Genomic DNA, 26,755 nt, shown 5'->3' with positions numbered 1-26,755 from the left:
GTGCCCGAACTTGAACCACGGCCCGATCATGCACGCTACCTTGCCTCCTGGCTGCAGGTCTTGGCAAACGACAAGCGCGCCATCTTCGTTGCGGCAGGACATGCACAGCGCGCCGTCACCTACCTGCACCACCTGCAGCCGGAGGACACTGACCTCGACGACAACGACAAAGGGCAGGCGGCGTGAGCCGCCTGCCTCTCCCCATCAAACGGCTGGCGATCTCGTCCTGTAACCTCGGGACATGTCGGTGGCGCAACCCGGGTCAAGTGTTCGTGATAGCCCTCCCATATGCCTTTTGGCGCAGCATTTTCTTGCTCGGTAAACAGAAAGAGAACGTCAGGCCGGGGGAACCAACACATGAATATTGCCAAGATGTCTGTCGCGAGCGGCTTGCTGATCGGACTGGGGGCGATGATGTCTGCCTGCACGACCGCCCGCAATCCTAATCAACCTGATTATCAGTACCAACCACGCACCTCGGTAAACCCGGCCTGTGCAGACGGCTTCAGGCCTAGCAACGACCGCTCATGCAGTTACTGACACGTTTGATCCGAGAGGAGGCAGGCGCGGCAGCAAACGCGCGAACGGTGTTCAGTGACGCAGTCAACGACGGGCAATGAGCTGCGATCGCTGGTCCTCATTCCCATGTCGACGGTCCAACGAAAGCTTCCATCGACCGCGTACCTACCGCCAGAAGTGTATTTCAAGTAAAATCTTGCAACCTTGAGAATTTATGCCATTATCTTAGCTGCTATTCTTCGGGGGCGGCCATGAATGGTGAACGCGTCGATGACATTGCTGTTGGGAGGACAGACTATACAGGCCTTGAAATAGGTACTGTTTACAGCAAAGTCCCGAGAGTTTACGCGGTATATTCGAATTCCGACCGCGTGATGATCCAGTACGCAGATGATGAGAGCCTCGCCACGGAGCAAAGATTGGCACTCGCTCACCTCGCGCCCCTTCGAGGTGAAATCAACGGATTGATAGATGGCTGGAGAAGCCCCAGGACGGTAGGGTCCGAGACTGGCCCAACCCATCGCGCAAGCGCAGGCGACGCCCGCGCGAAAAGATATGACCGCCGTACAGCTGACGCCTTGATCGTTGCACTGCAGGGCGATCAAGCGAGTGCTATGGTCCTCCTAGAGGCAATTAAGAGAGAGATCGTTGAAGAGCGCACTTCGACCGGCCGCGTTCAGTATGTGGTGACGGCGGGTCTCGTCGCGTTTGTCATCTTCCTTCTGTTTTGGGCCTTCAATGATCTCAACTTTCCAAAATTCGTGTCCCGGAATAATACCTGGATGGCGACCAGCATTGGGTGTCTCGGTGCGTTCTTTTCTATTGCGATCGGGATAAGGGGGAGGACGATCCAGACCGACCTCCGGCTTCGTGACAACCTCGTAGACGCCGGACTGCGAATTGTCATTGGGGCAATTTCGGCTGTGGTACTCTTCGCCTTGTTCCGAAGTGAACTATTTAAACTCACGTTGGGCGAGGCCGGTCCTATCAGGCTTTGTGTCACAGGGCCGGAATGCACGTCTCCGCAGATAGATATCGCGATAGTCGTCGCCTTCCTGGCAGGTTTCTCAGAGCGCCTTGTTGGAAATCTTCTCGATACCAAACTCGTCCCGGCACTCGGGGAAAACCCCGCGGTCGTTCAGCCGGTCGTGGCCAAGACGGACCTCGCCCGATCTGAAGCAGACGAAAGAAACCCGCGTGGGCTGACAGCGCCTCCCCGGCTTGCCCGTCCGTCTGCGGCAGAAACCGATGAAAACTTTAATGATCAGGTCGATTCCTGCCTCTGCGACGTGGAACTGGAGGACGGAGAAATTACCGAGGACATAAACTTGCCCAAGGCTTCCGGAGGTGTCGAGAAGCCGTCAGTGCACTGAGGAGGGACGCATGGTTTACTTATTGACCTGGCTGCCCGAAGTTCTCCGCCACGCAGGACTTAAAGTCGCGGAGACCAATGGCTGGGCAAGTCGCGGCACCGGCGAAATGGGGCGCGTGCGTGGCGTCATCTGTCACCACACCGGATCCATCGGGACCGGCAACATGCCCACCTTGAATGCCTTGATAAGCGGTCGAGGCGGCAACCATCCACTTTCCGGACCACTCGCCCAGTTGGGACTGGGAGTCGACGGAACATATTATCTGGTTGCCGCTGGCAAAGCCAACCATGCCGGCCCGGGCGAGTGGAGAGGTATCAGGACGGGCAATTCCAGCTTCATCGGGATAGAAGCTGAGAACCCGGGCACGCCCAATGCACAGTGGCCAGACTGGCAGATGGATGCCTATAGACGTGGAGTGGCCGCAATTTTAAATCACATCGGGGAGACCTCCGATATGTGCTGTGGCCACAAGGAGTACGCACTTCCCGATGGTCGAAAGCCAGACCCATTGTTTAACATGGACGTGTTCCGCGATGGCGTGAAACGTGTCATGTCTGGTACGGTCACCCTCCGGCCCCCCGTTCCCGCTTTCGATGCGATTTCGGGCCATCGAACCCTGGAGCGAGGAGCACGGGGTTCGGATGTCGTGCAGGTGCAACGCGCCGTCGGTACCGAACAGGATGGAAGGTTTGGTCCGGTGACGGAGGCGGCGGTACGGTGCTTTCAACAGCGATATGGCCTTCGGCCTGACGGTATCGTGGGTCCACTGACCTGGTCGAAGATTGACGAGATACCACAACCGATAGTTCTTGCAGCAGGACTAACCGATGCCGCCAATGATACGTTGCCGGAAGGAGCCCGGCGCTTGCTCGATCTCATCGGCGATGCAGAAGCGCCGGGTGGGTATGACGTGTTATTTGGCAACAACCAGCACAGGCTACCGAGACCCTTGAGTAGCATGAGCTTGGCCGACGTTATTCTGAACGGCCCGAACTGGCGCAGAATGTTCAGGTCACCCGCGTGTGGCCGTTATCAGTTCATGACGACAACACTCATGCGCTTGCGCGACACATTGCACCTGTCAGGAGGAGAAACCTTCGGATCTGCCCTTCAGGATCAGCTTGGGTACACATTGCTGAAGTTTCGAGGATATGAGCGGTTTATGGCGCGCAAGATCTCGCTGGTCGATTTCGGCTTGGGACTTGCTCAAGAATGGGCTTCATTTCCTGTTCTGCAAGCCCGGGAGGGCGCACACAGGACGGTTAGGCGAGGGGAGACCTTCTACGCTGGTGACGGGTTGAACAAAGCCCTCATGGCTCCCGAAACTGTCGAACACTTACTGGTAAGTCTTCTGGAGTCGGCGCCGTCCAGTCGCGCTGCCTGATGATCACAAAGCCAAAACGCGTGTGCGGGGTATACGGACGTGGAGGGAATATGTCGAACAGGGAGTTGACGTCAAATGTTGGAGAAGTGAGTGGTGACGGGGCTGCAATAGCAAAAGACGCTGCAGGCGAGGAGTCCGCGTCGCGAGCAGCGCAGGAACCGACACGACGATCAGATCCAGATGACAACCGCGTCTTCGTCGGCGACCGGGCATATCTGACAAGACAACAGACGAGTGGAGATGAGGTAAGAATTCTCGACATCCTGCCTGACATTCCGGATTTGAGGGATAGGATCTATCAACCCCATCTGCGTTCTCTACAGAGCGGGATCTATCCGACGATCGCATTTCCGGTGAGGGACCAGGGAAAATCTCCACGCTGCGTTGGCTATGCCCTTGCACATGTCATAGACGTCCTCCGCCACCAGACCGTCAGCGCAACTCCGCGAGAACGCGTCAGCGCGAGAATGCTCTATGAAATGGGCCTTCGAAATGACGAATGGGCAGACAGTCCCCACGACGGCTCATCCCTGCGCGGGGCCCTGAAGGGGTTTTTCCGAAATGGCGTCTGCAAAGACGGTCCAACTGACAAGACAAAGAAGGATTGGTTGCTGACATACGAGTTGGCGAAGGAGGCGACGGAAACGCGCCTCGGTGCCTACTTCAGGCTTCAGCCTGACATCAGTGACTATCACGCGGCCCTGAACGAGGTCGGAGGGATTTACGCTTCCGCACAAATACACGGGGGCTGGCTAAAACCAGTCAACGGATATATCACGCCCGACGGCGCTCCCATTGGCGGACACGCCTTCGCCATCGTGGGCTACGACGCCGAAGGATTCTGGATCTTGAATTCCTGGGGCGAAAAATGGGGCAGGGAGGGGCTCGCACACTGGGCCTACTCGGATTGGGCCGCAACGATCATGGACGCTTGGGTGTTGCAACTCGGCGCACGCGCTCCATCCGCCTTCAATGCCCTGCCAAAATCATCTCCGACCAGCCGTTCCGGTCTCTTCGGCATCAACGAGCCAACACGCGCCGACATTCTCGGCCATTTCCTCAACATCGACGATGGCAAGCTTGTCGTAACAGGCAAGTATGCGTCGCCGAAGGATGATGAGATGGCAGAGACCGTCAAACGACTTACGATGAAGGAATCCAACAACGGCACGGGCTACCCGCACTTGATGATTTACGCGCACGGCGGACTGAACTCCACGGTGGACGAGGCGCGCCGTATCTCGGCGTGGAAGCGCGCAAATATCTTCGGACGAAACTCAATCTACAACTTTCACCTGATGTGGGCTTCGGATTTCCTCGACGAGGCGTTCGGCGCAATGTCGTCGGCAACTTCCGGTCTCGCTGGTGCGGGCTTTTCGGATTGGCTGTTTGAGGCTGGACCGGGCAAATATTACGGCAATCGCGCATGGCGAAACATGAAAGGTGACGCAGAAGCCGCATTCAGCGGCCGCAGGGAATACGATGGTGGATTCCAGGGCCTTGAACCGCTTCTACAGGGTTTGGACACCGCAGACCTTCGTCCCAAAATTCACCTTGTCGGTCACAGTGCCGGGTCAATCGTTCTCGGTCGACTGATTTCCGCATTGGGACGGTTCAAGCTTAAAAATCTGACCATCGACAGTGTGCATCTTATGGCTCCAGCCTGCACGACGGACTTCTTCAATGAACACTATGGAAAGCTGCTCAAGGGAACCTCGGCGCTGAGGCTAAACGGCAATATCCACCTCTATATGATGAGCGACGATCTCGAGAAGAGAGACACCGTCGAGGCCGGAATTCCCTTGACACCACGGTACAGCCACTCCCTGCTGTACCTCGTCTCGCGAGCCTACGAAGAGCAGCCACATACGCCGATTGCCGGGATGGAAATCTATGGATCGAAGATAGGCAAGAGCGCCCGATTGATCGTCGACAAATCATTGTCAGCGCAAACGATGTCTCGATCCCATGGTGGTTTTGACAATGACACTGCAACGCTTACGACCATAATCGAAAGAATCAACGGCAAGCGAGTCAGTGTTGAATTAGTCCCTCGCGATGACGAACTGCGGGGATACTGAGAGGGTCGTCTGCCTGCCAGGCGAAACGCACTTGAGCTTCTTGGCGTTGGCAAAAGCCCCACGCTGTCGACAGTGTGCCTTCGTGATGTGGCCTTCAATTTTGTCTGTCTTGTGCTTGTTTGCGGCATCGCCAACGTGCGAAGTCATCGCCCTTGGAGTAGGCCGGGTTCTCCACTGCCAGCCAGTTTTGGGCGTATCGAACCGCGAAGCCATGGACGCCCCATACGTGGTATTGGTCGACATGTATCAGTTCATGGGCCCATGCCGAAACTGTTGCAGCCGTTAGCGCGTCGCGAAACACCACCACATCAATCAGGGTGACGGCGTCCGCAAATCTTCCCCGTTCCAGTACCGTGGCGAGATTGAAGGAGCCCACGTCACCAATCCGGTATCGGACACGGTTCATTGAAGCTTCGGTCGAGTAACCCGTGAGTTGCTTGCGAATATCTGGCGGGATCGGCAACGATCCTTTTATTGCAGCGTCTCGACTTGCAACCAGGACGCTTTCTAGAATTGGGCCAGAAAAGGTCGTCGCCTGAATTTCGTTTAGGGTACGAGCGATGCCGTAGATGGCGACTTCTATCGTGCTCGAGTCCCGCTTCAAATTAGCCCCTGCTTGCGCATGAAAATGTCCGGTCGGGCCGAACTCTGGTGAGCCGCTGCAAGCGTAGACGCATGAAGTCGCTGCGCCGATCGTCCCGAGCAAGACGGTCGAAAAGATATGTCGAGGAGCGAACGGACGTTGCATGGCCAACCTCTAAGGTTCGTAATATACTATATGAATGGGAAATGTATGCATTGGCTTGGTTGGGTCTGTCGTGACCGCCGGTTTTGCAGCTTGGCCATCGCCATATGCTTAGCGCCGTCTTCTGCAAAACGTCTTGGTCGAGATATGGGGTGTGTCATGACGAGAAGCTCGCGCTGCCCTGTCGGTTGCGACTGACGGGCTTTGACACTAGGTAGTTCTGCCGCGAGCGACGACGGTTTTCAGGACCATTCGAAATGTCAGGATGATCGACGCAGCGCCTAAGGCAATAGCCGCAATGCCGGTCTGCTGCGTGGAGACCTGAAACCCCAGAAAATCGAAAGAAGTTGCTCCGCCCCCGGGTGCAGCCATCAGCAATAGACCGCCTGAAATGCACCCAAGGCCAAAGAGGGCGGCGAGTACTGATGCAATTATCAGCACCAATTTGCTTCTCTCATCCTGGGCGGCATTCCCGACAGGCTTTTCCTCAAGATCAGGTTCGCGCCCCGACAGTCTTGCTTCGATGACTACGCAAGCCGTCCGAATATCGGGAATGTGTATCTTGCCGCTCTGTTTCGCATCACTCCAGAAATCTTCTGTCCCCCACCCAAATGATTTCATCTTGTCCGCAAATGCAGGATCGAGGACCGCTACCGATCGACATGCAACCTTGAAAAGAAAGGCCGGCGTGTTCCACCTTCTCTCCTGTCTCACCTCGCCGACATCATCCAGATAGGTTTGAGCCTGGGTCAAGGCGACGTTTAATGCCGCAATTGCTCGCCGGAGTGCTTCCTCGTCCTGATCCGACCGCCGAAATTGATCTGCCCAATGAACCAGGGCCGCGGGAAATTGATCGATAGAGTCGTCCTCGAGGTGGTACCTGTTCACGGAAGTTTCCTCCACTGAACACAACCAGAAAATAGCATGTATGCCTCGCCGGAGACAGGCTTCGTTTGCAAGGCATGAAGGGATGGTGCAAGGTCATCACCCTCCTTTCTGCTCACTGCGATCCGATAACTTATTGAAATGTCGCCTGGAACTTCTTGCCAAGGAAGTCTTTCAGCCATGACCAGCTGTTCCGGTTGACTGGCACCGACCAGAACGTTCGTTGTCAGATCGAACAAGCAATCACTCCTGATCTTGGTGAGTGGCCGCAACGTAGCTGGTGTCGGTTATTTTCGATCGCGGCCGGGCTAAGTTAAAGCAGACTTGACGGATCAGCGAGTTTGGGAAATGCTAAGATGTCAGACCAATTTGGTCGATTGCCTAAGAATAAAATGGGGAACCATGAGGGCATCAATGAGCGACAGGCCCGTGATCCGGCCACTACCGGCTATCGATCGCGCGCGTCAGGTGACGGACGCACTGGCGGATTACATCAAGAGCGCGCAACTGAAGGCTGGCGACCGCCTGCCGGCAGAGCGTGAACTGATGTCAGCACTGATGGTCGGCCGCTCAACCATTAGGGAGGCAATACGCCACTTCCAGGCCCTCGGCGTCATTGAAACGCGAAAGGGAAGCGGGACCTATCTGCTGAAACCGGTTTCCAAGGCGACGATCCACATGCCGCTGTCGCTTGATACCGGCCATCTGCGGGACGCCCTTCTACAGACGCTTGAGGTGCGTCGCGGGATAGAATGCGAGGCCTGCATGGTCGCCGCGAGAAAGCGGACCGACACGGATCTCGTCCTCATCGAACAGAACCTCAACGAGATGGAACGCGTCCATATCGAGAAAGGCACATCAGGCCCGGAAGACCTCGCCTTCCATCTCGCCATCTATGATGCGACCCACAATCCGCTTTTTCGCCAGCTTCTTGAACAGATGCGCGAAACCTTCTGGCAGTTCTGGGAACACCCGTTCGAGCGCGAGGATTTTGCTCGCCGCTCCTTTCCCTTTCATCGCACGCTCTTCAACGCCATCGCTGCCCAGGATGTTGAGGCCGCGCGAGAAGAAACACTGAAGATCCTCGATGTCGTCGAGGAAGATATCAAGGAAATGTCCAAATGAATAACGGCGCGAACGCGTTCGATCTTGCCTCGCTCATCACCGCACACGACGAAGGAAACTTCGCGGAAGCGGTCGTGCCGCCGATCTTCCAGACCTCGCTTTTCACCTTCTCGAACTATGACGACATGATCGCTTCCTATCGCGGCGAGAAGGTTCGCCCGATCTATACCCGCGGGCTCAATCCGACTGTTCGCATGTTTGAGGAAATGCTGGCAAAGCTTGAAGGAGCCGAAGACGCGTTAGGTTTTGCAAGCGGCATGGCGGCGATCTCGTCGACGGTGTTGTCCTTCGTCGAGCCGGGCGACCGTATCGTTGCGGTCAAACACGTCTATCCAGATGCCTTCCGGCTCTTCGGCACGATCTTGAAGCGCATGAAGGTCGAGGTGACCTATGTGGATGGCCGCGACGAAGAGGCCGTCGCAAAGGCACTGCCCGGAGCCAAGGTATTCTATATGGAAAGCCCAACGAGTTGGGTCATGGACGCCCACGACGTCGGTGCGCTCGCGGCACTCGCTAGGAAGCATGGCCTGGTCACGATGATCGACAACAGCTGGGCGAGCCCGTACTTCCAGCAGCCAATATCGCTCGGCGTCGATATCGTCATCCATTCGGCCTCGAAGTATCTCGGCGGCCACAGCGACGTCGTCGCTGGCGTCGTCGCTGGCTCCAAAGAGATGATCGCCCGCATCAAGGCGGAGGCCTATCCTTATCTCGGCGGCAAGCTCTCGCCCTTTGATGCGTGGCTTTTGATCCGCGGCCTGCGCACATTGCCGATCCGTATGCGCGCGCATGAGGCAGCTGCGATGACGATCGCCAAGCGGCTGAAGGAGCTCGACGTGGTGGAGACGGTTTGCCATCCGGGCCTTGCCAATCGCCTGCCGTCCGGTCTCAACGGCACGTCGGGCCTGTTTTCCTTCATATTCCGTGAGGGCGTCGATATTCGTGCCTTCGCCGATCACCTCAAGCTCTTCAAACTGGGAGTGAGCTGGGGTGGACATGAAAGCCTGATCGTACCAGGCGAGGTCGTCCTTCAGCAGAAGGCGCAACCGAATTCCGCGCATACCTTCGGGATCCATGCACGGTCCGTACGCCTCCACGTCGGTCTCGAAGGAACCGAGGCCCTGTGGAAGGACATCGAGGCGGCATTGGCGGTCGCCTCTTAAGTTCACAACCTGAAAAACCTGAAAAGGGGGAGCAAGCATGAAAAGACTGATCACCGCCACTTTACTCGCCACGATGATGGCCGGTACGGCACTCGCCGATACCACACTGAAACTGGTCGAGGTTATCACCAGCCCCGAGCGTACGGAGACGCTGAAGTCGATCGTCGGCAAGTTCGAGGCTGCAAACCCCGGGACCAAGGTCGACATCATCTCGCTGCCCTGGAACGAAGCCTTCCAGAAGTTCGCCACCATGGTTTCGGCCGGCGACACTCCCGACGTCATGGAAATGCCCGACACCTGGCTTTCCCTCTATGCCAACAACGGCATGCTCGAAAGCCTCGAACCTTACCTCGCCAAGTGGGAGCACACCAAGGGCCTGACGCCGCGCGCGCTTGAACTCGGCCGCGATGTCAAGAACACCGCCTACATGCTGCCTTACGGCTTCTACCTGCGTGCGCTGTTCTACAACAAGAACCTTTTCAAGGAAGCCGGCGTTTCCGAACCGCCGAAGACGCTCGACGATTTCGTGGCCGCCTCCGAAAAGGTCTCCAAGCTTCCCGGCAAGTCGGGTTACTGCCTGCGCGGCGGTCCGGGCGGCCTGAACGGCTGGGTGATGTTCGGCGCGACAATGGCCGGCTCCAACAAGTTCTTCAACGAGGATGGCACCTCGACGATGAACAGCGAAGGCTGGGCAAAGGGTCTCGAATGGGTCGTCGACCTCTACAAGAAGGGCCTGACGCCGAAGGACAGCGTCAACTGGGGCTTCAACGAAACCGTCGCCGGATTCTACTCCGGCACCTGCGCGATGCTCGACCAGGATCCGGACGCTCTGATCGCGGTTGCCCAGCGCATGAAGCCGGACGATTTCGGGGTGACCAAGATGCCAGTCGGTCCAAGCGGCAAGGGCTTCACCACAATCGGTTTCGCTGGCTGGTCGATGTTCACCACCAGCCAGAACAAGGATCTGTCCTGGAAGCTGATCGAGACGCTTGAATCGCCGGAAGGCAATATCGAGTGGAACAAGCGTACGGGCGCTCTTCCGGTTCACACCTCGGCCGAAAAGGATCCCTTCTACGCAGGCGATCAGTTCAAGGGTTGGTTCGAAGAGCTGGCCGACCCGAACATCGTTCCGACCGTGATGCCGACCTACCTGGAAGAGTTCGCCTTCTTCAAAGACTCGCTCGCCATCAAGACGACGCAGCAGGCGCTTCTCGGCGACATCACGCCGAAGGAGCTGGCTGACCAGTGGGCAGATTATCTGACCAAGGCGCAGCAGAAGTTCCTCGCCAAGAAGTAACGGCCCACCGGCGGCGGACCTGTCCGCCGCCTCTTTCACTGTCTTGCGACGGCGCAGATTGCGCCGCGAAACGGATTTTGCCTGATGACCCTCACTGCCGATACGCTGGAAAGGCGCCAGGACAGACGCCCCTGGCTGAAGCGCATCGCTGATGCCTCCGAACCCTACCTCTATAGTGCGCCGTCACTGGTCCTGATCATTGCGGTGATGCTGGTGCCACTGGTGATCGGGGTGTCCTATGCGTTTCGCGACATCCAGCTGCTCAATCCGTTTTCGGGCGGCTTCATCGGGCTCGAGCATTTCCGGGCGCTGTCGAAAGACGCAGCCTTCTATGGTGCGCTGAAGAATACGCTCTTGTGGACAGGCGCCTCCGTCCTGTTGCAATTCATCTTCGGCCTCATTCTGGCGCTGCTGCTCGACAAACCGTTCTGGGGCAGGGGCGTCGTGCAGGCTCTGGTCTTTCTGCCCTGGGCCGTTCCCTCCTTCCTCGCCGGCCTGAACTGGGCCTGGTTGTTCAATCCGGTGATAGGGCCGATCCCGCACTGGCTTTTTGCGCTTGGCCTGATGAGCGAACCCGCCAACATCCTCTCCGATCCGCAACATGCGATGTGGGGACCGATCATCGCCAACGTCTGGTGGGGCATTCCCTTCTTCGCGATCACCTTACTTGCCGCTCTCCAGGCAATTCCGCGTGATCTCTACGAGGCAGCTTCCATCGACGGCGCCGGCTGGTTCCAGCGCTTCCGCTCGATCACCTTGCCCTTCCTTGCGCCGACGATTGCCATCACCGTGCTGCTTCGCACCGTCTGGGTGTCCAACTTCGCCGACCTGATTGTCGTCATGACCGGCGGTGGGCCGGCCGACCGGACGCAGATCGTCGCAAGCTACATCTTCACGCAGGCGTTCAAGCGCCTGGACTTCGGATACGCCTCGGCGATCGCGCTGGTGCTGCTGGTGCTGCTGCTTGCCTATTCGATGCTGATCATCCTGCTGCGGCAGACCCTGCTGAACAAGGATTGATGCCATGAAGCGATCCATTCTCCCTACCATCGCGCATCGCCTGGCCATTCTCTGCTACATCGTCTTCGCGCTGTTTCCGCTGTTCTGGCTTCTCAAGGTATCGGTGACGCCGAACGACCTGCTCTATACCGAGGGCGTTCGGATGTGGCCGTCGCGCACGACCTGGGAACACTATTCCTTCGTCATCCAGCACAGCGCCTTCCCGACTTTCTTCAAGAACAGCCTGATCGTCTCGGCCTCGACGGCGATCGTCGTGACGATCTGCGCCTCTCTTTCCGGCTATGCGCTGTCGCGCTTTAACTTCCGGGCCAAGTATTGGATCGTCGCGTTGATGCTTTTGACGCAGATGTTCCCGCTCGTCATGCTGGTGGCCCCGATCTTCAAGATCCTGACGCCACTGCATCTGACGAACAGCCTCACCGGCCTCGTTGTCGTCTACACCGCCTTCAACGTGCCCTTCGCTACCTTCCTGATGCAGTCCTTCTTCGACGGCATTCCGAAGGATCTCGAGGAGGCGGCCATGATAGACGGTGCAACGCAGTTCACCGCCTTCCGGCAGATTATCCTGCCGCTGACGTTGCCCGGCATCGCGGCAACGCTCGGCTTCGTCTTCACCGCCGCGTGGAGCGAACTGCTCTTTGCCCTCATGCTGATCAACGGCAATGACGCGGCAACCTTCCCGGTCGGGCTTCTGACCTTTGTTTCCAAATTCTCCGTGGATTTCGGGCAGATGATGGCGGCGGGCGTGCTCGCGCTCATCCCGGCCGGTCTCTTCTTCCTGCTCATCCAGCGTTATCTCGTCCAGGGCCTGACGGCCGGCGCGGTCAAGGGTTAATCAAAATGGCATCGATCGATATCCAGAACGTCAAGAAGGCCTATGGTCCCGTCAAGGTGCTGCACGACGTCGACCTTAGGATCAAGGACGGCGAGTTCGTCGTGCTCGTCGGCCCATCCGGCTGCGGCAAGTCGACCCTGCTGCGAATGATCGCGGGACTCGAGGACGTCACCGGCGGTGAGATCCGCATTGCCGGCAACCGCGTCAACGAACTGCATCCGAAGGACCGTGACATCGCCATGGTGTTCCAGTCATACGCCCTTTATCCGCACATGAATGTCGCCGGCAACATGAGCTACAGCCTGAAGCTAAGAAAGACGGCCAAGGAAAAGATCTCCAGCGCTGTCGGTGCTGCCGCCTCCAAGCTCGGTCTCGACCCGCTGCTCGAACGCAGGCCGAAGGCGCTTTCAGGCGGTCAGCGTCAGCGCGTGGCCATGGGCCGCGCCATAGTGCGCCAACCGAAGGCCTTCCTCTTCGACGAGCCGCTGTCGAACCTCGACGCACGCCTGCGCGAACAGATGCGTGCCGAAATCAAGAAGCTGCATGGCGACCTCAAGGCGACGTCGATCTACGTCACCCACGACCAGATCGAGGCGATGACGCTCGCCGACCGGATCGTTGCCATGCACGGCGGCGTCGTGCAGCAGGTCGGCAGCCCGCTCGAGCTTTATGATACGCCTGCCAACCTCTTCGTCGCCGGCTTCATCGGCTCGCCGGGCATGAATTTCCTCGACGCGACCTATGCGGATGGTGGTGTTCGCCTGAAGGACGGAACGGTCGTCCCGCTCGCCGCACCCCTGTCACTCGCAAACGGCGCAAAGGTGACACTGGGGATTCGGCCGGAGCATGTGGTCATTACCGATCAGGGTGGCCTGAACGCGAACGTCGAATTGGTCGAACCGACCGGCTTCGGCATCATCCTGCACCTGTCGCTGCACGCTCTGCCATTCAAGATCTTCACGCTCGACCGGACCGCGCTGACATCCGGTCCGACGATCAACGTGTCGTTCCCCGCGCAGCATCTGCACGTCTTCGACGCGGATGGAAACAGGGCAAAATAGGCGAGCAGCCTCAGCCGTGGGCGAGGCTGCCGCGCAGAACGGCACTATTGAAGTCTGGTCGCGGCGTCGGAATAACAACCGGTATCACGGCCTCCTTGCTGGCGGGCACCACCGCTTCGGTCGCCGGCAGCGCCGGTTCCGCACCTGAAATGGCCACTGTGCCCGGCATCGGGATCGGCACCGGAACGGTCGTCGGTACGAGTACCTCAAACTGCGCCGGCATCTTGCTCTGGCCAGGCAGGTAGTTCATCGCGACTTCGTAGGCGGGCAGGGGCGCCGGCGTCTGTAGCTCGCCGTCCCGCCCACGCTTCTCGTAGAACGCATTGCCGCCGGCAATCGTTACGTAGTGCATATTGCGATACGGGAACGACAGACCGTCTGTGTGGAAGAACATCGCGTTCTTGACGCCTGGATGCCGTTCGCCGCGGAAAATTGCATCTGCAGCGTCCGTCAGTTCAACCTCAGCCGTCGGCTCGACTTCGCGCGTCATCACGCCAGGCGCAAACTGCCTCTGTTGGGCAACGACGCCGCAGATTGAATCGGGATAGGCCCCCGATGTCAGACGGTTCATGACCACCGTTCCGACCGCCATGTAGCCGTCGCGATCAGAATGCTCGGATTCGAAGTACATTGCCCGCTTGAGGCAATCGCGGTCCTTGGCCGTGTAATTGAAAGTAACTTTGGTTGACTGCGCCGCTTGCGCCGCATTCTTGGGCTTGCTGACCTGGCTCGCCACCTTCGAAGCCGGTTGCTGTGCGGTCGTGCAGCCCGCCGCTGCCACGCCCGCCAACAGGATCCCGGCGAGAGATTTTCCCAACGCTATATGCGCCCTCAATGTCAGGTGCCCCCTATTTAGAGTAGTAAGCCCTTCTCGATTAAGTGGTCGCTTTTTTACCTGCGTTTAAGGTAAATTTCAAACCCAATCAGTATCACAATTTGATTTGGCCGCTTTTGGCCCGCCGGCACAGGCTGATTAGCGCTCTCGCCACCCACTGAAAACAGCGACACTTTCCATCACAGGTCACACTTTCAAAGCGGATGCAACCGCCGAAACCAGCGTGCCGCTCCAGCCTGATTCGATCGACTAACGACCGCGTCGGCCCTTCATTTGTCGTCGGACCGGAACAACTTCCATCGCGTTGGTCGAAAGGCGATCCTCGTGCGGTCGAGGGCGCCGGCCTGCGCTGGCGATAGTTCCAATTCGATCGGCGGATGCCCCTTGCCGATGTCGACCTCGATGTGGCGCGTACCAGCGACGCGCCGGCTCGTCGTCAGCAAACCGGCGATGCAGCCGCCACAGCCATCGCGCAATTCAATGTCGTGCGGCCGGAAATATAGTTGAGCGTCTCCATCCGCTTCGCCCTCGACCTTGAGGCCGAGCGGCCTATCCTCGAACCAGATCTCTCCACCGTTGACCCCGACGTCGAGACAGTTGGACTGTCCGACAAAGCCGAAGACGAAGGGGGAGTTCGGATTGTCGTAAACCTCATCGGGGGTTCCGACCTGCTCGATCGCGCCCTGGCTCATGACAACGACGCGGTCAGCAAGCTCCATCGCCTCGTCCTGGTCATGCGTGACGAAGACCGTCGTGTGACCCGTGCGATCATGGATCTCGCGCAGCCATTTGCGCAGATCCTTGCGAACTTGGGCGTCGAGGGCGCCGAAAGGCTCATCGAGCAGCAGTACATTCGGTTCGACCGCCATGGCGCGTGCGAGCGCGACGCGCTGGCGCTGGCCGCCGGAAAGCTGAGCCGGATAACGCTTCTCAAGACCCGAGAGCTGGACAAGTTCAAGCAACTCCAACGCCCGCCGGCGAATTTCCGCCTTGGGCGGGCGCCGCGAGCTATCGCGCACCTTCAGGCCAAAGGACACATTTTCCAGCACTGTCATATGCCTGAACAAGGCATAGTGTTGGAACACGAAGCCGATGTTGCGCTGCTGCACGGTCTTCTTTGACGCGTCCTCGTCTCCGAAATAGATCAACCCTTCCGTCGGGCTCTCCAGGCCAGCAATGAGCCGCAACAGCGTCGTCTTGCCCGATCCGGACGGGCCGAGCAGCGCGATCAACTCGCCGGAGCGGATATTGAGCGAGACGTCGTGCAGCGCCGGAAAGCGTTCGAATTCCTTGCGCAGGTTTTGTACGCGAACTTCCATTCTAATTCCTTCAGTGCCGTCGGCTGGCGGCGATTTCTTCGCTGTATCGCATCTCGAGCAGCGTCTTCAAAACAAGGGTTACGAGCGCAAGCAAGGCAAGCAGCGTGGCGACGGCGAACGCGCCGGTGAAATTGTACTCGTTATAGAGAATTTCCACCTGCAGCGGCATGGTGTTCGTCTGTCCCCGGATGTGACCGGAAACCACGGATACAGCCCCGAATTCGCCCATGGCGCGGGCATTGCAAAGCAATACACCATAGAGCAGGCCCCATTTGATATTGGGCAAGGTCACGTGCCAGAAGGTCTGCCAGCCGCTGGCGCCGAGCGAAATCGCCGCCTCTTCGTCGCTCGTACCTTGCTCTTGCATCAGCGGAATCAGTTCACGCGCCACGAACGGGAAGGTGACGAACATGGTCGCCAGGATCAATCCCGGCACGGCAAACAGGATCTTGATGTCATGAGCGCTCAGCCATTGGCCGAGGTGGGTGTTGGCACCAAGCAGCAAGACGAAAACGAGGCCGGAAATAACAGGCGAGACCGAAAACGGCAGGTCGATCAACGTTGTCAGGAAAGCCTTGCCCTTGAACTCGAACTTGGCAATCGCCCAGGCGGCCGCGATGCCAAAGGTCAGATTGAGGGGAACGCTGACGCCGGCCACGATGAGGGTCAGGCGAATAGCCGAAAAGGTCTCCTCGTCCTGCAGCGCCTCGAGGAACGGACCCGCACCCTTGCGGAACGCCTCGACGAAGACGGCCGCCAGCGGCAGAAGCAGGATCAGCGTCAGGAAGACCAGCGAGGCAAGGATCAGCGTCCAGCGCGCAAACCGATGTTCGGTGACGGCGGAGCGCACCTTTGTCGGCTGAAGGCTCGTATCAAACGCCATAGCCGTACCTCCGTCTGCGCCAGCTCTGGATGAGGTTGATGATCAGCAGCATGGCAAACGAAATCACCAGCATCATTGCGGCGATGCCCGTTGCTGCGGCATAGTTATATTCCTCGAGCTTGATGACAATCAGCAACGGTGCGATCTCCGACCGGAACGGAAGGTTGCCGGCAATGAAGATTACCGAGCCGTATTCGCCGACACCGCGGGCAAAGGCGAGAGCGAAGCCTGTCAGGGCCGGCGGCATCAAGCCCGGCAGCAGCACGCGGAAAATCGTCTGCAGGCGCGTGGCGCCAAGCGTTGCGGCAGCTTCCTCCACCTCCTTGTCGATCTCCTCCATGACAGGTTGAACCGTGCGCACCACGAAGGGCAAGCCGACAAAGACAAGCGCGATGACGATACCGAGTGGCGTGAAAGCGATCTTGATGCCCAGCGGCGTCAGGAACTGGCCGATCCAGCCGTTCGGCGCATAAAGGGTCGCCAGCGCGATACCAGCAACCGCGGTCGGCAACGCGAAAGGCAGATCGACCATTGCGTCGATGATGCGCTTGCCAGGGAACCGGTAGCGCACGAGCACCCAAGCCAGCACGACGCCGAAAACGACGTTGATGCAGGCGGCCGCAAAGGCGGCGCCAAAGCTGATGCGAAGGGCGCTCAGGGTACGAGGATCGAAGGCGATGGCGAAGAATTTTTCCCAGCCAAGCTCGCTCGACCGCCAGGCGAGGCCTGAAAGCGGGATGAGGATCAGAAGGGTGAGCCAGGTCAAGGTAAGGCCGAGCGCCATTCCAAAGCCTGGAATGACGCTCGGCCGTCTGAACCGCCACCGCGTGGGGCTATGTGATCTCATGCGACGTATTATTGTGCCGGCTTGTAGATTTGGTCAAATACGCCGCCATCGCCGAAGAACTTCGGCTGCGCTTCTTTCCAGCCGCCGAAATCGTCGATCGTCGCAAGTTTCAGGTTCGGGAAGCGCGCAATGTCAGCCTTGTCTGCAGCTTCCGGCTTGATCGGCCGATAGAAGTGCTTGGCCGCGATCTTTTGCCCCTCGTCCGAATAGAGATAGTTCAGATAGGCTTCGGCGACCTTGCGGGTGCCCTTTTTGTCGACATTGCCATCCACAACGGCGACCGGCGGGTCAGCCCGGATCGAGAACGCCGGGGTGACGATCTCGAACTGGTCGGGACCGAGCTCTTCGAGCGAAAGGTAGGCCTCGTTTTCCCAGGCCAGGAGAACGTCGCCGAGACCGCGCTGAACGAAGGTCGTCGTTGCACCGCGCGCGCCGGTGTCGAGAACCGGAACATGCTGCAGCAGCTTCGTCACGTATTCCTGCGCCTTGGCGTCATCACCACCATTCGCCTGCTTGGCCCAGGCCCAGGCCGCCAGGAAGTTCCAGCGCGCACCACCAGAGGTCTTCGGGTTCGGCGTAATCACCTGGACGTCGTCCTTTACCAGGTCGGCCCAGTCCTTGACGCCCTTCGGATTGCCCTTGCGAACCAGAAAGACGATCGTAGAGGTGTAAGGCGTCGAGTTATTCGGAAACTTCGTTTTCCAATCCGCAGGAATCTTGCCAGTCTTCTTAGCGATCGCGTCAATGTCGCCCTCGAGGGCAAGGGTAACGACATCGGCATCAAGCCCATCGATGACCGACCGCGCCTGCGCGCCAGAGCCGCCATGCGAAGCCTTGATGGTGACAGCCTCACCGGTGTCCTTCTGCCACTTGGCAGCGAAGGCGGCATTGAAATCCTTATACAGTTCCCTCGTCGGATCGTAGGATACGTTGAGAAGCGTCTGATCCGCGAATGCGGGCGCGACGGCGCCGATTGCGACACTGCCTGCCAGCGCCACAGCCGCGAGAAGCCGTGTGATCCTTATTGACTGCATAGAAACCTCCTTCGTTGGTGGCCGAAACTCTACCAAGTTGGTCGTATAATGAAACGAAGAATGTTTCTGTTCCGCCATGCTCTCTGGAATGCCATCCCAATTGAAGCGCGCTTTCGAAATGGACTTGCTCGATTTGATGATCACAATTCCGGTAAAGCCTCGGACTAAGCTCGCGGAGGCCGAGCTGGGCATTGCCAGGAAGACGGAAAGCGCAACTTAACGCCCCGAAAATCTACCTGTTCGTCAAACGCGCGAGTCGGCCAGAAAATCCGAATAGAGCTCTTCGGCAGTCTTTGCCTTGCGCATGGCCGCCAGAATGCCCGGCGTCTGCAGCTGACGCGCGATTGCTGCCAGCACGTTCAGATACTCGCCGCGGCTTGCTTCGCCAAACAAAAGCGCGAAGACGATATCAGTCGGAACATCGTCCACCGCCTCGAAATCGAGTGGCCGGGCGTAGCGTAGCAGCAAGCCACGCGGATGCGTCATCCCCTCCACCACGGCATGCGGAACAGCGACACCATTGCCGATACCCGTCGAGCCAAGGCTCTCGCGGCTTTCCAAGGCGTGCAGTATCTTCTTTCCTTCAATTCCGAAGGCGAGGGCAGCTTTTTCGGCAATCGCCTGCAATCCTCTCCATTTCGTCGCAACCGAAACACCGATGAATGTGTGCTCAGGACGGATGATCAGCGAAAGGTCCATGAAGTCTCTCTTGTCATTTGTGCAAGGCCGCGTCGGCGGGCGCCGCGGCTGACACCCGATTAGCGCCGCTTCCAATGCCGCAAACTGATTTCCCGGGCCGACATTGTTCTGCGTTCATATGTCCAGACGAGATAAAGGTTCGAGCACGAAAGCCGACCTCAGATATAAACATCGCATAAGGATCGTCCAAATGTCTGGTGGACGCTCCAAGCTTTAATGCCCAGGGACGTCGCAGTCTGAGGGGCAAGGGCCTCGACCCTGGTCGTGCCGATCTGAAAAGATTGAGCAATTCATCGCATCATGAGCAAAAGCCTTCGAAACGCGATTGAACTTCGAAGGCTTCGGGCCCTATAGTGCTTGCCAAAGCCGCGCTGATTTGATCGGTGCGGGGAGGCAACGGGAAGGAAACAGAAGAATGGCCAAAGTCCGCGCGCTGGTGCTCGAACGCCAGCATGAACTTGCGCTCCGTGATATCGACCTGCCGATGGATACGGGTCCCGGCCAGGTGAAGATCAAGATCCACACGGTTGGCGTCTGCGGCTCCGATGTCCACTATTACACCCACGGCAAAATCGGCCCATTCGTCGTCAACGAGCCGATGGTGCTCGGTCATGAAGCCGCCGGCACGGTCGTCGAAGTCGGCGCTGGCGTGACGCATCTCGAGGTCGGCGACCGTGTCTGCATGGAACCCGGCATCCCCGATCCCAATTCCAAGGCGAGCCGGCTTGGCATGTATAATGTCGATCCCGCTGTCACCTTCTGGGCGACGCCACCGATCCACGGCATCCTGACATCAGAGGTCGTTCATCCCGCCAATTACACCTATAAGCTGCCCGACAATGTCAGCTTCGCAGAAGGCGCCATGGTTGAGCCCTTTGCAGTCGGCATGCAGGCCGCGACAAAGGCGAAGATCGTCCCCGGCGATACCGCCGTCGTCCTTGGCGCCGGCCCGATCGGCACCATGGTGGCGATCGCCGCGCTTGCCGGCGGCTGCGCCCGCGCCATCGTCGCCGACCTCGCTCAGCCGAAACTCGATATCGCCGCGCAGTATCAGGGTGTCATCCCCGTCAATATCCGCGAGAAGAACATCGTCGAGGAAGTTGCGCGCCTGACGGATGGCTGGGGCGCCGATGTGATCTTCGAATGCTCCGGCTCGCCGAAGGCTTGGGAGACCATCATGGAGCTGCCGAGACCGGGCGGCGTCATCGTTGCCGTCGGCCTGCCGGTCAATCCGATCGGCCTCGACGTATCGACCGCATCGACCAAGGAAATCCGCATCGAGACCGTCTTCCGATACGCCCACCAGTACGAACGCTCGATCGCCCTGCTTGGCTCCGGCCGTGTCGACCTGAAGCCGCTGATTTCCGAGACATTCGGCTTCGAGGATTCCATCACTGCCTTCGACCGCGCCGTCGAGGCGCGTCCAGGCGACGTGAAGCTGCAGATCGTGATGGAATAAATCGACGACGCGGCACGCACGGCGGCTCAAGGAAGAGCCGCCGAACCGAGATGCTGCGAGACAGGAAAATCTCCGTATGCCGGACCTCGTCGGGAACAGTCCGGAACGGCTCGCAGCGTCGGAAGGCGAAGGCTTCGTACAACGCGACGGCCTGCCTCATCTAGATCGTCGTGTGCGCCAGTTCGGTGCGCGGCTTGGCGAATCGCGTCCAGCGCCGCCGCCATCAAGGCATGACCGATGCGTCGCCCCCGAAAGGCTGGATCAACGTAGAATTTGTGGACTTCGCCTGCCTGTGCGTCAAAGGCGTTGAAACCGATGCAGCCGGCCGGCACGCCGCTCCAATTCGCAACGAGCATTAGCGCCTCCGCCGAGCCGAATTGCTGGGCGAGGCTATCGCCGGTCTGTCGGTGATAGAGTTAAGGATCAAGTCCGCCGGATCGGCCACATCCCATTCGCCAAGCGCCGGGCAGAAAAATGCGCAGGTCTCCCTCTTTGGTCCTCGCGACTGATATCGAGATCATCCTGCGCCCCTTCGTTGTCTTTGGCCCGAGACTTCAAGGCGTCAGTTCGTCTGCGCCCCCTCCGCATCAGCCCACTCACACTCGAATGCCAGTACAGGCCTTGCAAATCCCTTGAGATCCCGCCGTGATGCATTGGCGAAGAGATCGGCTGCGCCGTGCTCGCGAAAGATGTTCTCCGAAACCAGGATCTGATCGACCCCGGCCGCTGCACAAAGCCGCGCGGCCAGTTGCACGGTTGAGCCGAAGATGTCCCGGCTGTCCTCGATCGGCTCGCCACAATCAAGCCCGATCCTGACATGGATGGGTTCCGGCGTGCCGCCGTTGTAGATCCTGAATTCGCGCTGGATGCTGATCGCGCATCCGACGGCCGCGTGGGTGGAGATGAAGGAGGCCATGATGCCGTCACCGGTGTGCTTGACCTCCCGCCCTTCGCATTGTGCCAGGCAGCGGCGAACGATGGCATCGTGCGCCCGCACGAGTTCGGCAGCCATCCGGTCGCCAAGCCGCGATGTCATCTCCGTCGAGCCTACGATGTCGGTAAACAGGATCGCTCTATGGCCGGCATCCCGTTCGACGCCGGTCTCGCCGGCCTTCTGTTCAGGTTCGTGAATGCGTCCAAGAAACGCTTCGACAGCCGATAGCGCCACCTCGACTACTTCGCCGGCAATATAACCATGGGCTTCGCGATGCACGCACTGCGCGGTTTCGGCATCCGGCGCATCGATCAGACAGAATGCGGTCCCGCGCCGCTGGTCGTACCAATAGGTGAGGAACTTCACCCCATACCTATCTTCGACAGCCAGATCCTTGCGATGCGCTTCTGCAATGTCTTCTGCGGATGTACCCGCAAGATCATGCCGGTCCATGAAGATAGCCACGTTCGTGCATCCTTCGGAGAGCCCCTCAGCATTGGCCGCATCCTACGCCGTTGCCACCGCAACGTCCACAGCACGGGACGTCGAGCCTCAGAGCATCGTCGTGCCCACCACTTCGCAGAGCCAGCCGCGGAAGGAAGCCATCGCCGGGGTCTCCGGTCGGGACTGCAGCCGGGTTAGCCAATAGCTGCCCGTGGTGACAGTGATGTCGAAGGGTTGGCGGATCGCCTCGGCAAGCAGATGCCTGGAGAACATCAGCGTCGGCGCCAGCGCAACGCCGACGCCCTGCAGTGCGGCCTCCATCATGGCAAGCGATGAATCAAAGACGATGTTTTTCAACGGCAGCAGGCTCGCCTCCATCCCGGCGGCAGCAAACCATTGCGACCACTCATCGGCCCGATACGATCGCAGCAACGTCTGCTTCAGGAGGTCGCCCGGCGCGCTCAGTTGCGCGGCGATCTCGGGCACGCAGAGGGCTGATAGCGGCGCCTCCAAGAGCCGCAACGCCTCGATGCCATGCCACGCACCCGAACCGAAACGGATCGCGTAGTCCAGCCCCTCGGCGGCGATATCGACCCGGTTGTTGTTGGTTGAGAGGCGCAGATCGATGAAGGGGTACTGGGCTTGAAAGGCACGCAACCTCGGCAGCAGCCAGCCGACGGCAAAGGTGCCGACAGCGCCGATGCGCAGCACTTCGCGATAGTGCCCGCCCTCGAACTGCTCCAGTGTTCCGGCGATCCGGTCGAAGGCATCACGTAGCGCCGGCAGCAGTGTCTCGCCTTCGCTGGTCAGCATCAGCCCGCGAGGCAGCCGTTCGAACAGCGTCACATTCAACCGCGTTTCCAGGCTCTTGACCTGATGGCTGACGGCAGCCTGCGTGACGCAAAGCTCAATCGCGGCCTTGGTGAAGCTGAGGTGGCGGGCGGATGCTTCAAAAGCTCTGAGCGCATTCAGCGGCAGATGCGGACGAACCATTGGACACCCAAATTTTTCTAATGCTTCGCTCTAGATATCGTCGTTTGAGACGGGCGTACAGGCCTCGTATATCAATCGCGCCTGACCCGATCCGCTTCGTGAAAACCGCCGAAACCGTCGGATTGCCCGATATCTCAATGCATTTTGCATTGGACGCCCGCCGCGGTGCCGAGACACCGCGACTATTCCACCAACCCGAGGCACCGTATCCATTATGAAAAATATTTCGCAATCCACGCTTGGCATTCTCGCCACCGCTTCAGTCCTCATGGGCGCCGGCGCGCACGCCGCGGAACGCCAGAGCGAGCTTGCCGGCGTCGTCAACGCCATCGCCGTCCCTTTGATGGCGAAGAACAATATCCCCGGTATGGCAATTGCCGTCACAGTCGGCGGAAAGCGTTACACCTACAACTACGGCGTGGCGTCGAAGGCAAGCGGACAGAAGGTGACCGACGCGACGCTCTTTGAAATCGGCTCGGTCAGCAAGACCTTCACCGCAACCCTCGCGGGCTATGCTCAGGCGAGCGGCGACCTCTCCTTTACTGACAGTCCCGCCAAATATCTTCCGGAATTAGCCGCCAGCCGCCTTGCCGGTGCCACGATGCTCGACCTCGGCACCTACACGGCCGGTGGCTTGCCGCTGCAGTTCCCCGATGACGTCACCGACCACAAGGCGATGGTCGGTTACTACAAGAGCTGGAAGCCCGCCTATGCCCCGGGAACCTATCGTGTCTATTCCAATCCCAGCATCGGCTTGTTCGGCTACGCCGCCGCAAAGGCGATGGGTTGGCCCTTCGATGATCTGATGCAGCAGAAGCTTTTTTTGGCACTCGGCCTTAGCCATACCTTCATCACGGTTCCGAAGGCTGACGACGAGAACTACGCCTATGGATACTCAAAGGCTGGCAAGGCCATCCGTGTTTCGCCAGGCGTTTTGGATTCCGAGGCCTATGGCGTGAAAATGTCTGCAAGCGACATGCTGCGCTTTGTCGAAGCCAACATGGATGGCTCCAATCTCGACAAGACCACGCAATCGGCGCTCGCGGCGACCCATACCGGCTATTACAAGGTCGGCAGCATGACCCAGGGCCTCGGTTGGGAAATGTATAATTATCCCACCACCCTCGACCAGCTTTTGGCCGGCAACTCGGCCGACATGACACTGAAGGCCAATGAGATCGAGAAACTGTCGCCGCCAAGGCCGCCGGCGAACAATATGCTTCTGAACAAGACTGGATCGACCAACGGCTTCGGCGCCTATGTTGCCTTCGTGCCATCGAAGAGTATCGGCATCGTGCTCTTCGCCAACAAGAACTATCCGAACAGCGAGCGTGTAAAGGCGGCCTACAAGATATTGGCGACGCTCGACGACGATCTGCCGGCCGCCAACGCCGACTGAGCGTCTGCAGATAGGGGATAAGGCCGCACGGCTCCGGCAATGACATCAATGATTATAGCAGCCTTCGTCCACGCCGCACCGATCAACCCGATAGTGAGCCGTCCGTCGCGGATAAACTGCAACGCTTTGCGGCGAGGGGGGAACGGCGCCGGGTGCGAAGGAAGGACGTGAGCTTCCGCATCAACGGTCCGCAGAAAATGGTCTCCCTCCAGTTGAACCTCGGACGTGCCTGTGTGGCACACATGGTCCCCCGAAGAAGCGAGGGCTCCCTCCGGCAGTGCTGCAGAGGGACCGGAGTTGCGGGCATAAACCGCCGAACGGGGCGCTCGGAAGCGCCATATTGTTTTTACTTCAGCAAGGCAATTTTCGGCGCCCCGTCTGAGTGAAGTGCAGCCTGATCGCCGCCTAAACCGCCTTCAGATCTCCCAGCAGTGTCGGGATCAACTCGGACACCGTCGGATGGATTGGTACCGCCCATTTCAGCACCGGGTAGGGGGCCTTGGCGTTCATCGCGTCGATGAAGCCGTGGATCGCCTCGTCACCCTCGATCCCAAGGATCGCAGCACCGAGAATCTGTTGCGTCTCTGCGTCGGCGATCACCTTCATCAAGCCCTTGGTCTCGGCGCGCTCATTGGCTCGGCCGACCCGGCTCATCGGACGGGTGGAGATCATGATCTTGCGGCCGGTGGCGCGGGCTTCCTTCTCGCTCATCCCGACACGACCGAGCGGTGGGTCGATGTAGAGCGCATAGGCGAGGATGCGGTCACTGAGCTTGCGGTCCTCACCGTCCAGCAGGTTGGCGGCAGCGATCTCGAAGTCGTTGTAGGACGTATGGGTAAAGGCCCCTCGGCCGTTGCAGTCGCCGAGCGCCCAGATGCCCTCGACATTGGTGGCAAGTCTGTCGTCGACGGTGATGTAGCCTCGCCGGTCAGTGGCGACACCGGCCTTGTCGAGCCCGAGGTCGCCAGTGTTCGGCGTGCGGCCGGTAGCCACAAGCACATGGCTTGCCTCGATCGGCGATTGACCATTGCCGATGCTGACCTCGATCCCGTCGGTCGTCGTCGCGAAGCCGATCCCATCGGCGTCCGTGTGCACGGCTATTCCTTCCGAGCGCAGAATGTCGGCGATCGCATCGGAGATGTCAGCGTCCTCGCGGGACGCGAGCTTCGGGCCACGCTCGATCACCGTCACCTCGGCGCCGAAGCGGCGATACATCTGTGCGAATTCGAGCCCGATATAGCTGCCGCCGATGACGGCAAGATGCCGCGGAAGCTGGTCGAGATGGATGATCGACGTGCTCGTCAGGTAATCGATACTGCCGATCCCTTGCATATCCGGAATGGTCGGCCGCGCACCGACGTTCAGGAAGATCTTCGGAGCCGTCAGCGTGTCGCCATTGACCGTCACCGTACGGGCGTCCTCGAAACGGGCGTGGCCGTAGATGACGGTCATGCCGTCCATGCCGGCAAACCAGTTGATGAGCCCATTGCGGGCGTTCATCGTGACGGCCTCGGCACGCTTGCGCACCACGGTCATGTCAATATCGATGGCGCCCGGGATCAGCACACCATAATCAGCGCCGCGCCGCGCCACATGGGCGGCCCGGGCGCTGGCCACCAGCGTCTTCGTCGGCATGCAGCCGGCGTTGACGCAGGTGCCGCCGAGGAACTTTCGTTCGATCAACGCCACCTTCATGCCCTTCGCAACCATGCGGGCCGCAAGGAAGGGACCGGACTGGCCGGCCCCGATGACGATGGCGTCGAAACTTGGCATCACACTGCTCCCACGATGATGAGCGCGCCGATGATCGCAACCGCGTCCTCGATCAGCGCTGCCGGTCTATCCTTGCCGAAGGCAGCGGCAAGCTTACCACGAGCCACCGCACCGCCAAGCGTGCCGACAACGGCACCGACAATGCCTGCGATCAGCCCGCCTGCGAGCGAGGCGCCGGAGGCGCCGATCGTGGCGCCGGTCAGCGCACCCATGATGATGCGCGCAGAGAACTGCATCGGTACCTTGCGGGAAGGCGTCGAGGGCAGCTGGTCGGTAATCAGTTCGACCACGGCAAGCAGGCTGAACACCCACGGCGTCCAGCGATATCCCATAAAAGCAAGCGGTGTCTGCGAGACATCAAACCAGCCGAGAGCCGCGCCCCAGGCAACGGCGGCCGGCGCCATCATGGCCCGAAGCCCTGCGACAATGCCGATCAAAAATGCGAGAAACAAAAGCATGTGACCCATCTCCTATGCCGCGCACAATTTAATCGCGGTCATGGAAAGCTGGCACAATGTCGCGCGGCTTTCAATTTGCCCGATGGTTGGCTTGACTCAATTCGCGAATGCGGCAATGCCGGTGACGGCGCGGCCGAGGATCAGCGCGTGGACGTCATGTGTCCCCTCATAGGTGTTGACCACCTCGAGG

Annotated in this window: 25 protein-coding genes; 13 read left to right on the top strand and 12 right to left on the bottom strand. The window is 59.3% G+C overall.

Annotation, left to right across the window (positions count from 1 at the left end; genetic code table 11):
• The 5 genes from FHT97_RS29970 to FHT97_RS29950 all read left to right on the top strand — a co-directional run.
• Positions 1-186, top strand: a 186-nt coding sequence (locus tag FHT97_RS29970) for a zincin-like metallopeptidase domain-containing protein (RefSeq protein WP_246712859.1), incomplete at its 5' end; no start/stop codon positions are given.
• Between the two features lie 171 nt (positions 187-357).
• Entirely contained in the window at positions 358-540 is a 183-nt protein-coding gene (locus FHT97_RS29965) for a hypothetical protein (protein ID WP_183759276.1), read from the top strand.
• Positions 541-770: 230 nt separating this feature from the next.
• Entirely contained in the window at positions 771-1,892 is a 1,122-nt protein-coding gene (locus FHT97_RS29960) for a DUF1146 domain-containing protein (protein WP_183865093.1), read from the top strand.
• 10 nt (positions 1,893-1,902) lie between these two features.
• The gene (locus FHT97_RS29955) at positions 1,903-3,276 is read left to right on the top strand and encodes an N-acetylmuramoyl-L-alanine amidase (protein WP_183865091.1); all 1,374 of its coding nucleotides are present in this window, start codon (positions 1,903-1,905) and stop codon (positions 3,274-3,276) included.
• A 50-nt stretch (positions 3,277-3,326) separates the two neighbouring features.
• Entirely contained in the window at positions 3,327-5,357 is a 2,031-nt protein-coding gene (locus tag FHT97_RS29950; RefSeq protein WP_183865090.1) for a C1 family peptidase, read from the top strand.
• A 94-nt stretch (positions 5,358-5,451) separates the two neighbouring features.
• On the opposite strand, the gene FHT97_RS29945 is transcribed toward FHT97_RS29950, so the two are convergent.
• Both FHT97_RS29945 and FHT97_RS29940 read right to left on the bottom strand, forming a co-directional pair.
• Entirely contained in the window at positions 5,452-6,105 is a 654-nt protein-coding gene (locus FHT97_RS29945) for a DUF4157 domain-containing protein (protein ID WP_210281082.1), read from the bottom strand.
• Between the two features lie 207 nt (positions 6,106-6,312).
• A complete protein-coding gene (locus tag FHT97_RS29940; protein WP_183759272.1) occupies positions 6,313-7,005 on the bottom strand; it encodes a hypothetical protein in 693 nt (230 codons plus the stop codon).
• Positions 7,006-7,389: 384 nt separating this feature from the next.
• On the opposite strand from FHT97_RS29940, the gene FHT97_RS29935 reads away from it, so the two are divergent.
• The 6 genes from FHT97_RS29935 (at position 7,390) to ugpC (ending at position 13,488) form a co-directional block, all read left to right on the top strand.
• Positions 7,390-8,112, top strand: coding sequence for a FadR/GntR family transcriptional regulator (locus FHT97_RS29935; RefSeq protein WP_183759271.1), 723 nt, complete (start codon positions 7,390-7,392; stop codon positions 8,110-8,112).
• Positions 8,109-9,275 (top strand): PLP-dependent transferase, encoded by a 1,167-nt coding sequence (locus FHT97_RS29930; protein WP_183759270.1) that lies wholly within the window; start codon positions 8,109-8,111, stop codon positions 9,273-9,275. Before FHT97_RS29935 ends, FHT97_RS29930 begins: the two co-directional genes overlap by 4 nt.
• Positions 9,276-9,312: 37 nt before the next feature.
• Entirely contained in the window at positions 9,313-10,572 is a 1,260-nt protein-coding gene (locus tag FHT97_RS29925; protein ID WP_028758894.1) for a sugar ABC transporter substrate-binding protein, read from the top strand.
• An 84-nt stretch (positions 10,573-10,656) separates the two neighbouring features.
• Positions 10,657-11,592, top strand: a complete 936-nt coding sequence (locus FHT97_RS29920) for a sugar ABC transporter permease (protein WP_183759269.1) — start codon at positions 10,657-10,659, stop codon at positions 11,590-11,592.
• Positions 11,593-11,596: 4 nt separating this feature from the next.
• On the top strand, positions 11,597-12,427 hold the full coding sequence (locus tag FHT97_RS29915; protein WP_016557617.1) for a carbohydrate ABC transporter permease: 831 nt from the start codon (positions 11,597-11,599) through the stop codon (positions 12,425-12,427).
• A 5-nt stretch (positions 12,428-12,432) separates the two neighbouring features.
• Positions 12,433-13,488 carry a sn-glycerol-3-phosphate ABC transporter ATP-binding protein UgpC gene (gene ugpC / locus FHT97_RS29910; RefSeq protein ID WP_183759267.1) on the top strand — a complete coding sequence of 352 codons (1,056 nt, stop codon included), beginning with the start codon at positions 12,433-12,435 and terminating at the stop codon, positions 13,486-13,488.
• A gap of 10 nt (positions 13,489-13,498) precedes the next feature.
• Here the strand turns inward: ugpC and FHT97_RS29905 are convergent, their stop codons facing one another.
• The 6 genes from FHT97_RS29905 to FHT97_RS29880 form a co-directional block, all read right to left on the bottom strand.
• Positions 13,499-14,323, bottom strand: a complete 825-nt coding sequence (locus FHT97_RS29905) for a cell wall hydrolase (RefSeq protein WP_183759266.1) — start codon at positions 14,321-14,323, stop codon at positions 13,499-13,501.
• Between the two features lie 269 nt (positions 14,324-14,592).
• Complete coding sequence (locus FHT97_RS29900; RefSeq protein WP_183865089.1) at positions 14,593-15,642, bottom strand: sulfate/molybdate ABC transporter ATP-binding protein; 1,050 nt, start codon at positions 15,640-15,642, stop codon at positions 14,593-14,595.
• A 10-nt stretch (positions 15,643-15,652) separates the two neighbouring features.
• The gene (gene cysW, locus FHT97_RS29895) at positions 15,653-16,525 is read right to left on the bottom strand and encodes a sulfate ABC transporter permease subunit CysW (protein WP_183759264.1); all 873 of its coding nucleotides are present in this window, start codon (positions 16,523-16,525) and stop codon (positions 15,653-15,655) included.
• Positions 16,515-17,372 (bottom strand): sulfate ABC transporter permease subunit CysT, encoded by an 858-nt coding sequence (cysT, locus tag FHT97_RS29890; protein WP_183759263.1) that lies wholly within the window; start codon positions 17,370-17,372, stop codon positions 16,515-16,517. The genes cysW and cysT overlap by 11 nt, the downstream gene beginning before the upstream one ends.
• An 8-nt stretch (positions 17,373-17,380) precedes the next feature.
• Entirely contained in the window at positions 17,381-18,406 is a 1,026-nt protein-coding gene (locus FHT97_RS29885) for a sulfate ABC transporter substrate-binding protein (protein WP_183759262.1), read from the bottom strand.
• Positions 18,407-18,649: 243 nt separating this feature from the next.
• Positions 18,650-19,105, bottom strand: a complete 456-nt coding sequence (locus FHT97_RS29880) for a PTS sugar transporter subunit IIA (protein ID WP_183759261.1) — start codon at positions 19,103-19,105, stop codon at positions 18,650-18,652.
• 415 nt (positions 19,106-19,520) lie between these two features.
• Here FHT97_RS29880 and FHT97_RS29875 point away from each other — a divergent pair, with 415 nt between their 5' ends.
• Positions 19,521-20,564: an NAD(P)-dependent alcohol dehydrogenase gene (locus FHT97_RS29875; protein WP_183759260.1), complete on the top strand. Its 1,044-nt coding sequence runs from the start codon at positions 19,521-19,523 to the stop codon at positions 20,562-20,564.
• Positions 20,565-21,126: 562 nt separating this feature from the next.
• On the opposite strand, the gene FHT97_RS29865 is transcribed toward FHT97_RS29875, so the two are convergent.
• Both FHT97_RS29865 and FHT97_RS29860 read right to left on the bottom strand, forming a co-directional pair.
• The gene (locus FHT97_RS29865; protein ID WP_183759258.1) at positions 21,127-21,963 is read right to left on the bottom strand and encodes a nickel-binding protein; all 837 of its coding nucleotides are present in this window, start codon (positions 21,961-21,963) and stop codon (positions 21,127-21,129) included.
• An 87-nt stretch (positions 21,964-22,050) separates the two neighbouring features.
• Complete coding sequence (locus FHT97_RS29860) at positions 22,051-22,935, bottom strand: LysR family transcriptional regulator (protein WP_183759257.1); 885 nt, start codon at positions 22,933-22,935, stop codon at positions 22,051-22,053.
• Between the two features lie 214 nt (positions 22,936-23,149).
• Between FHT97_RS29860 and ampC the strand changes: the two genes are divergently transcribed.
• The gene (gene ampC, locus FHT97_RS29855; protein ID WP_183759256.1) at positions 23,150-24,334 is read left to right on the top strand and encodes a class C beta-lactamase; all 1,185 of its coding nucleotides are present in this window, start codon (positions 23,150-23,152) and stop codon (positions 24,332-24,334) included.
• 405 nt (positions 24,335-24,739) lie between these two features.
• Here the strand turns inward: ampC and FHT97_RS29850 are convergent, their stop codons facing one another.
• On the bottom strand, positions 24,740-26,107 hold the full coding sequence (locus FHT97_RS29850) for an FAD-containing oxidoreductase (protein ID WP_183759255.1): 1,368 nt from the start codon (positions 26,105-26,107) through the stop codon (positions 24,740-24,742).
• Positions 26,107-26,565, bottom strand: a complete 459-nt coding sequence (locus tag FHT97_RS29845) for a DUF4126 domain-containing protein (RefSeq protein WP_183865088.1) — start codon at positions 26,563-26,565, stop codon at positions 26,107-26,109. The genes FHT97_RS29850 and FHT97_RS29845 overlap by 1 nt, the downstream gene beginning before the upstream one ends.
• Positions 26,566-26,755: the final 190 nt, after the last annotated feature.

Source organism: Rhizobium sp. BK399, from assembly GCF_014194695.1.
Taxonomy (GTDB): domain Bacteria; phylum Pseudomonadota; class Alphaproteobacteria; order Rhizobiales; family Rhizobiaceae; genus Rhizobium.
The sequence above is the reverse complement of the archived record's forward strand: the minus strand, read 5'-3'. Positions and strand labels throughout refer to the sequence as shown.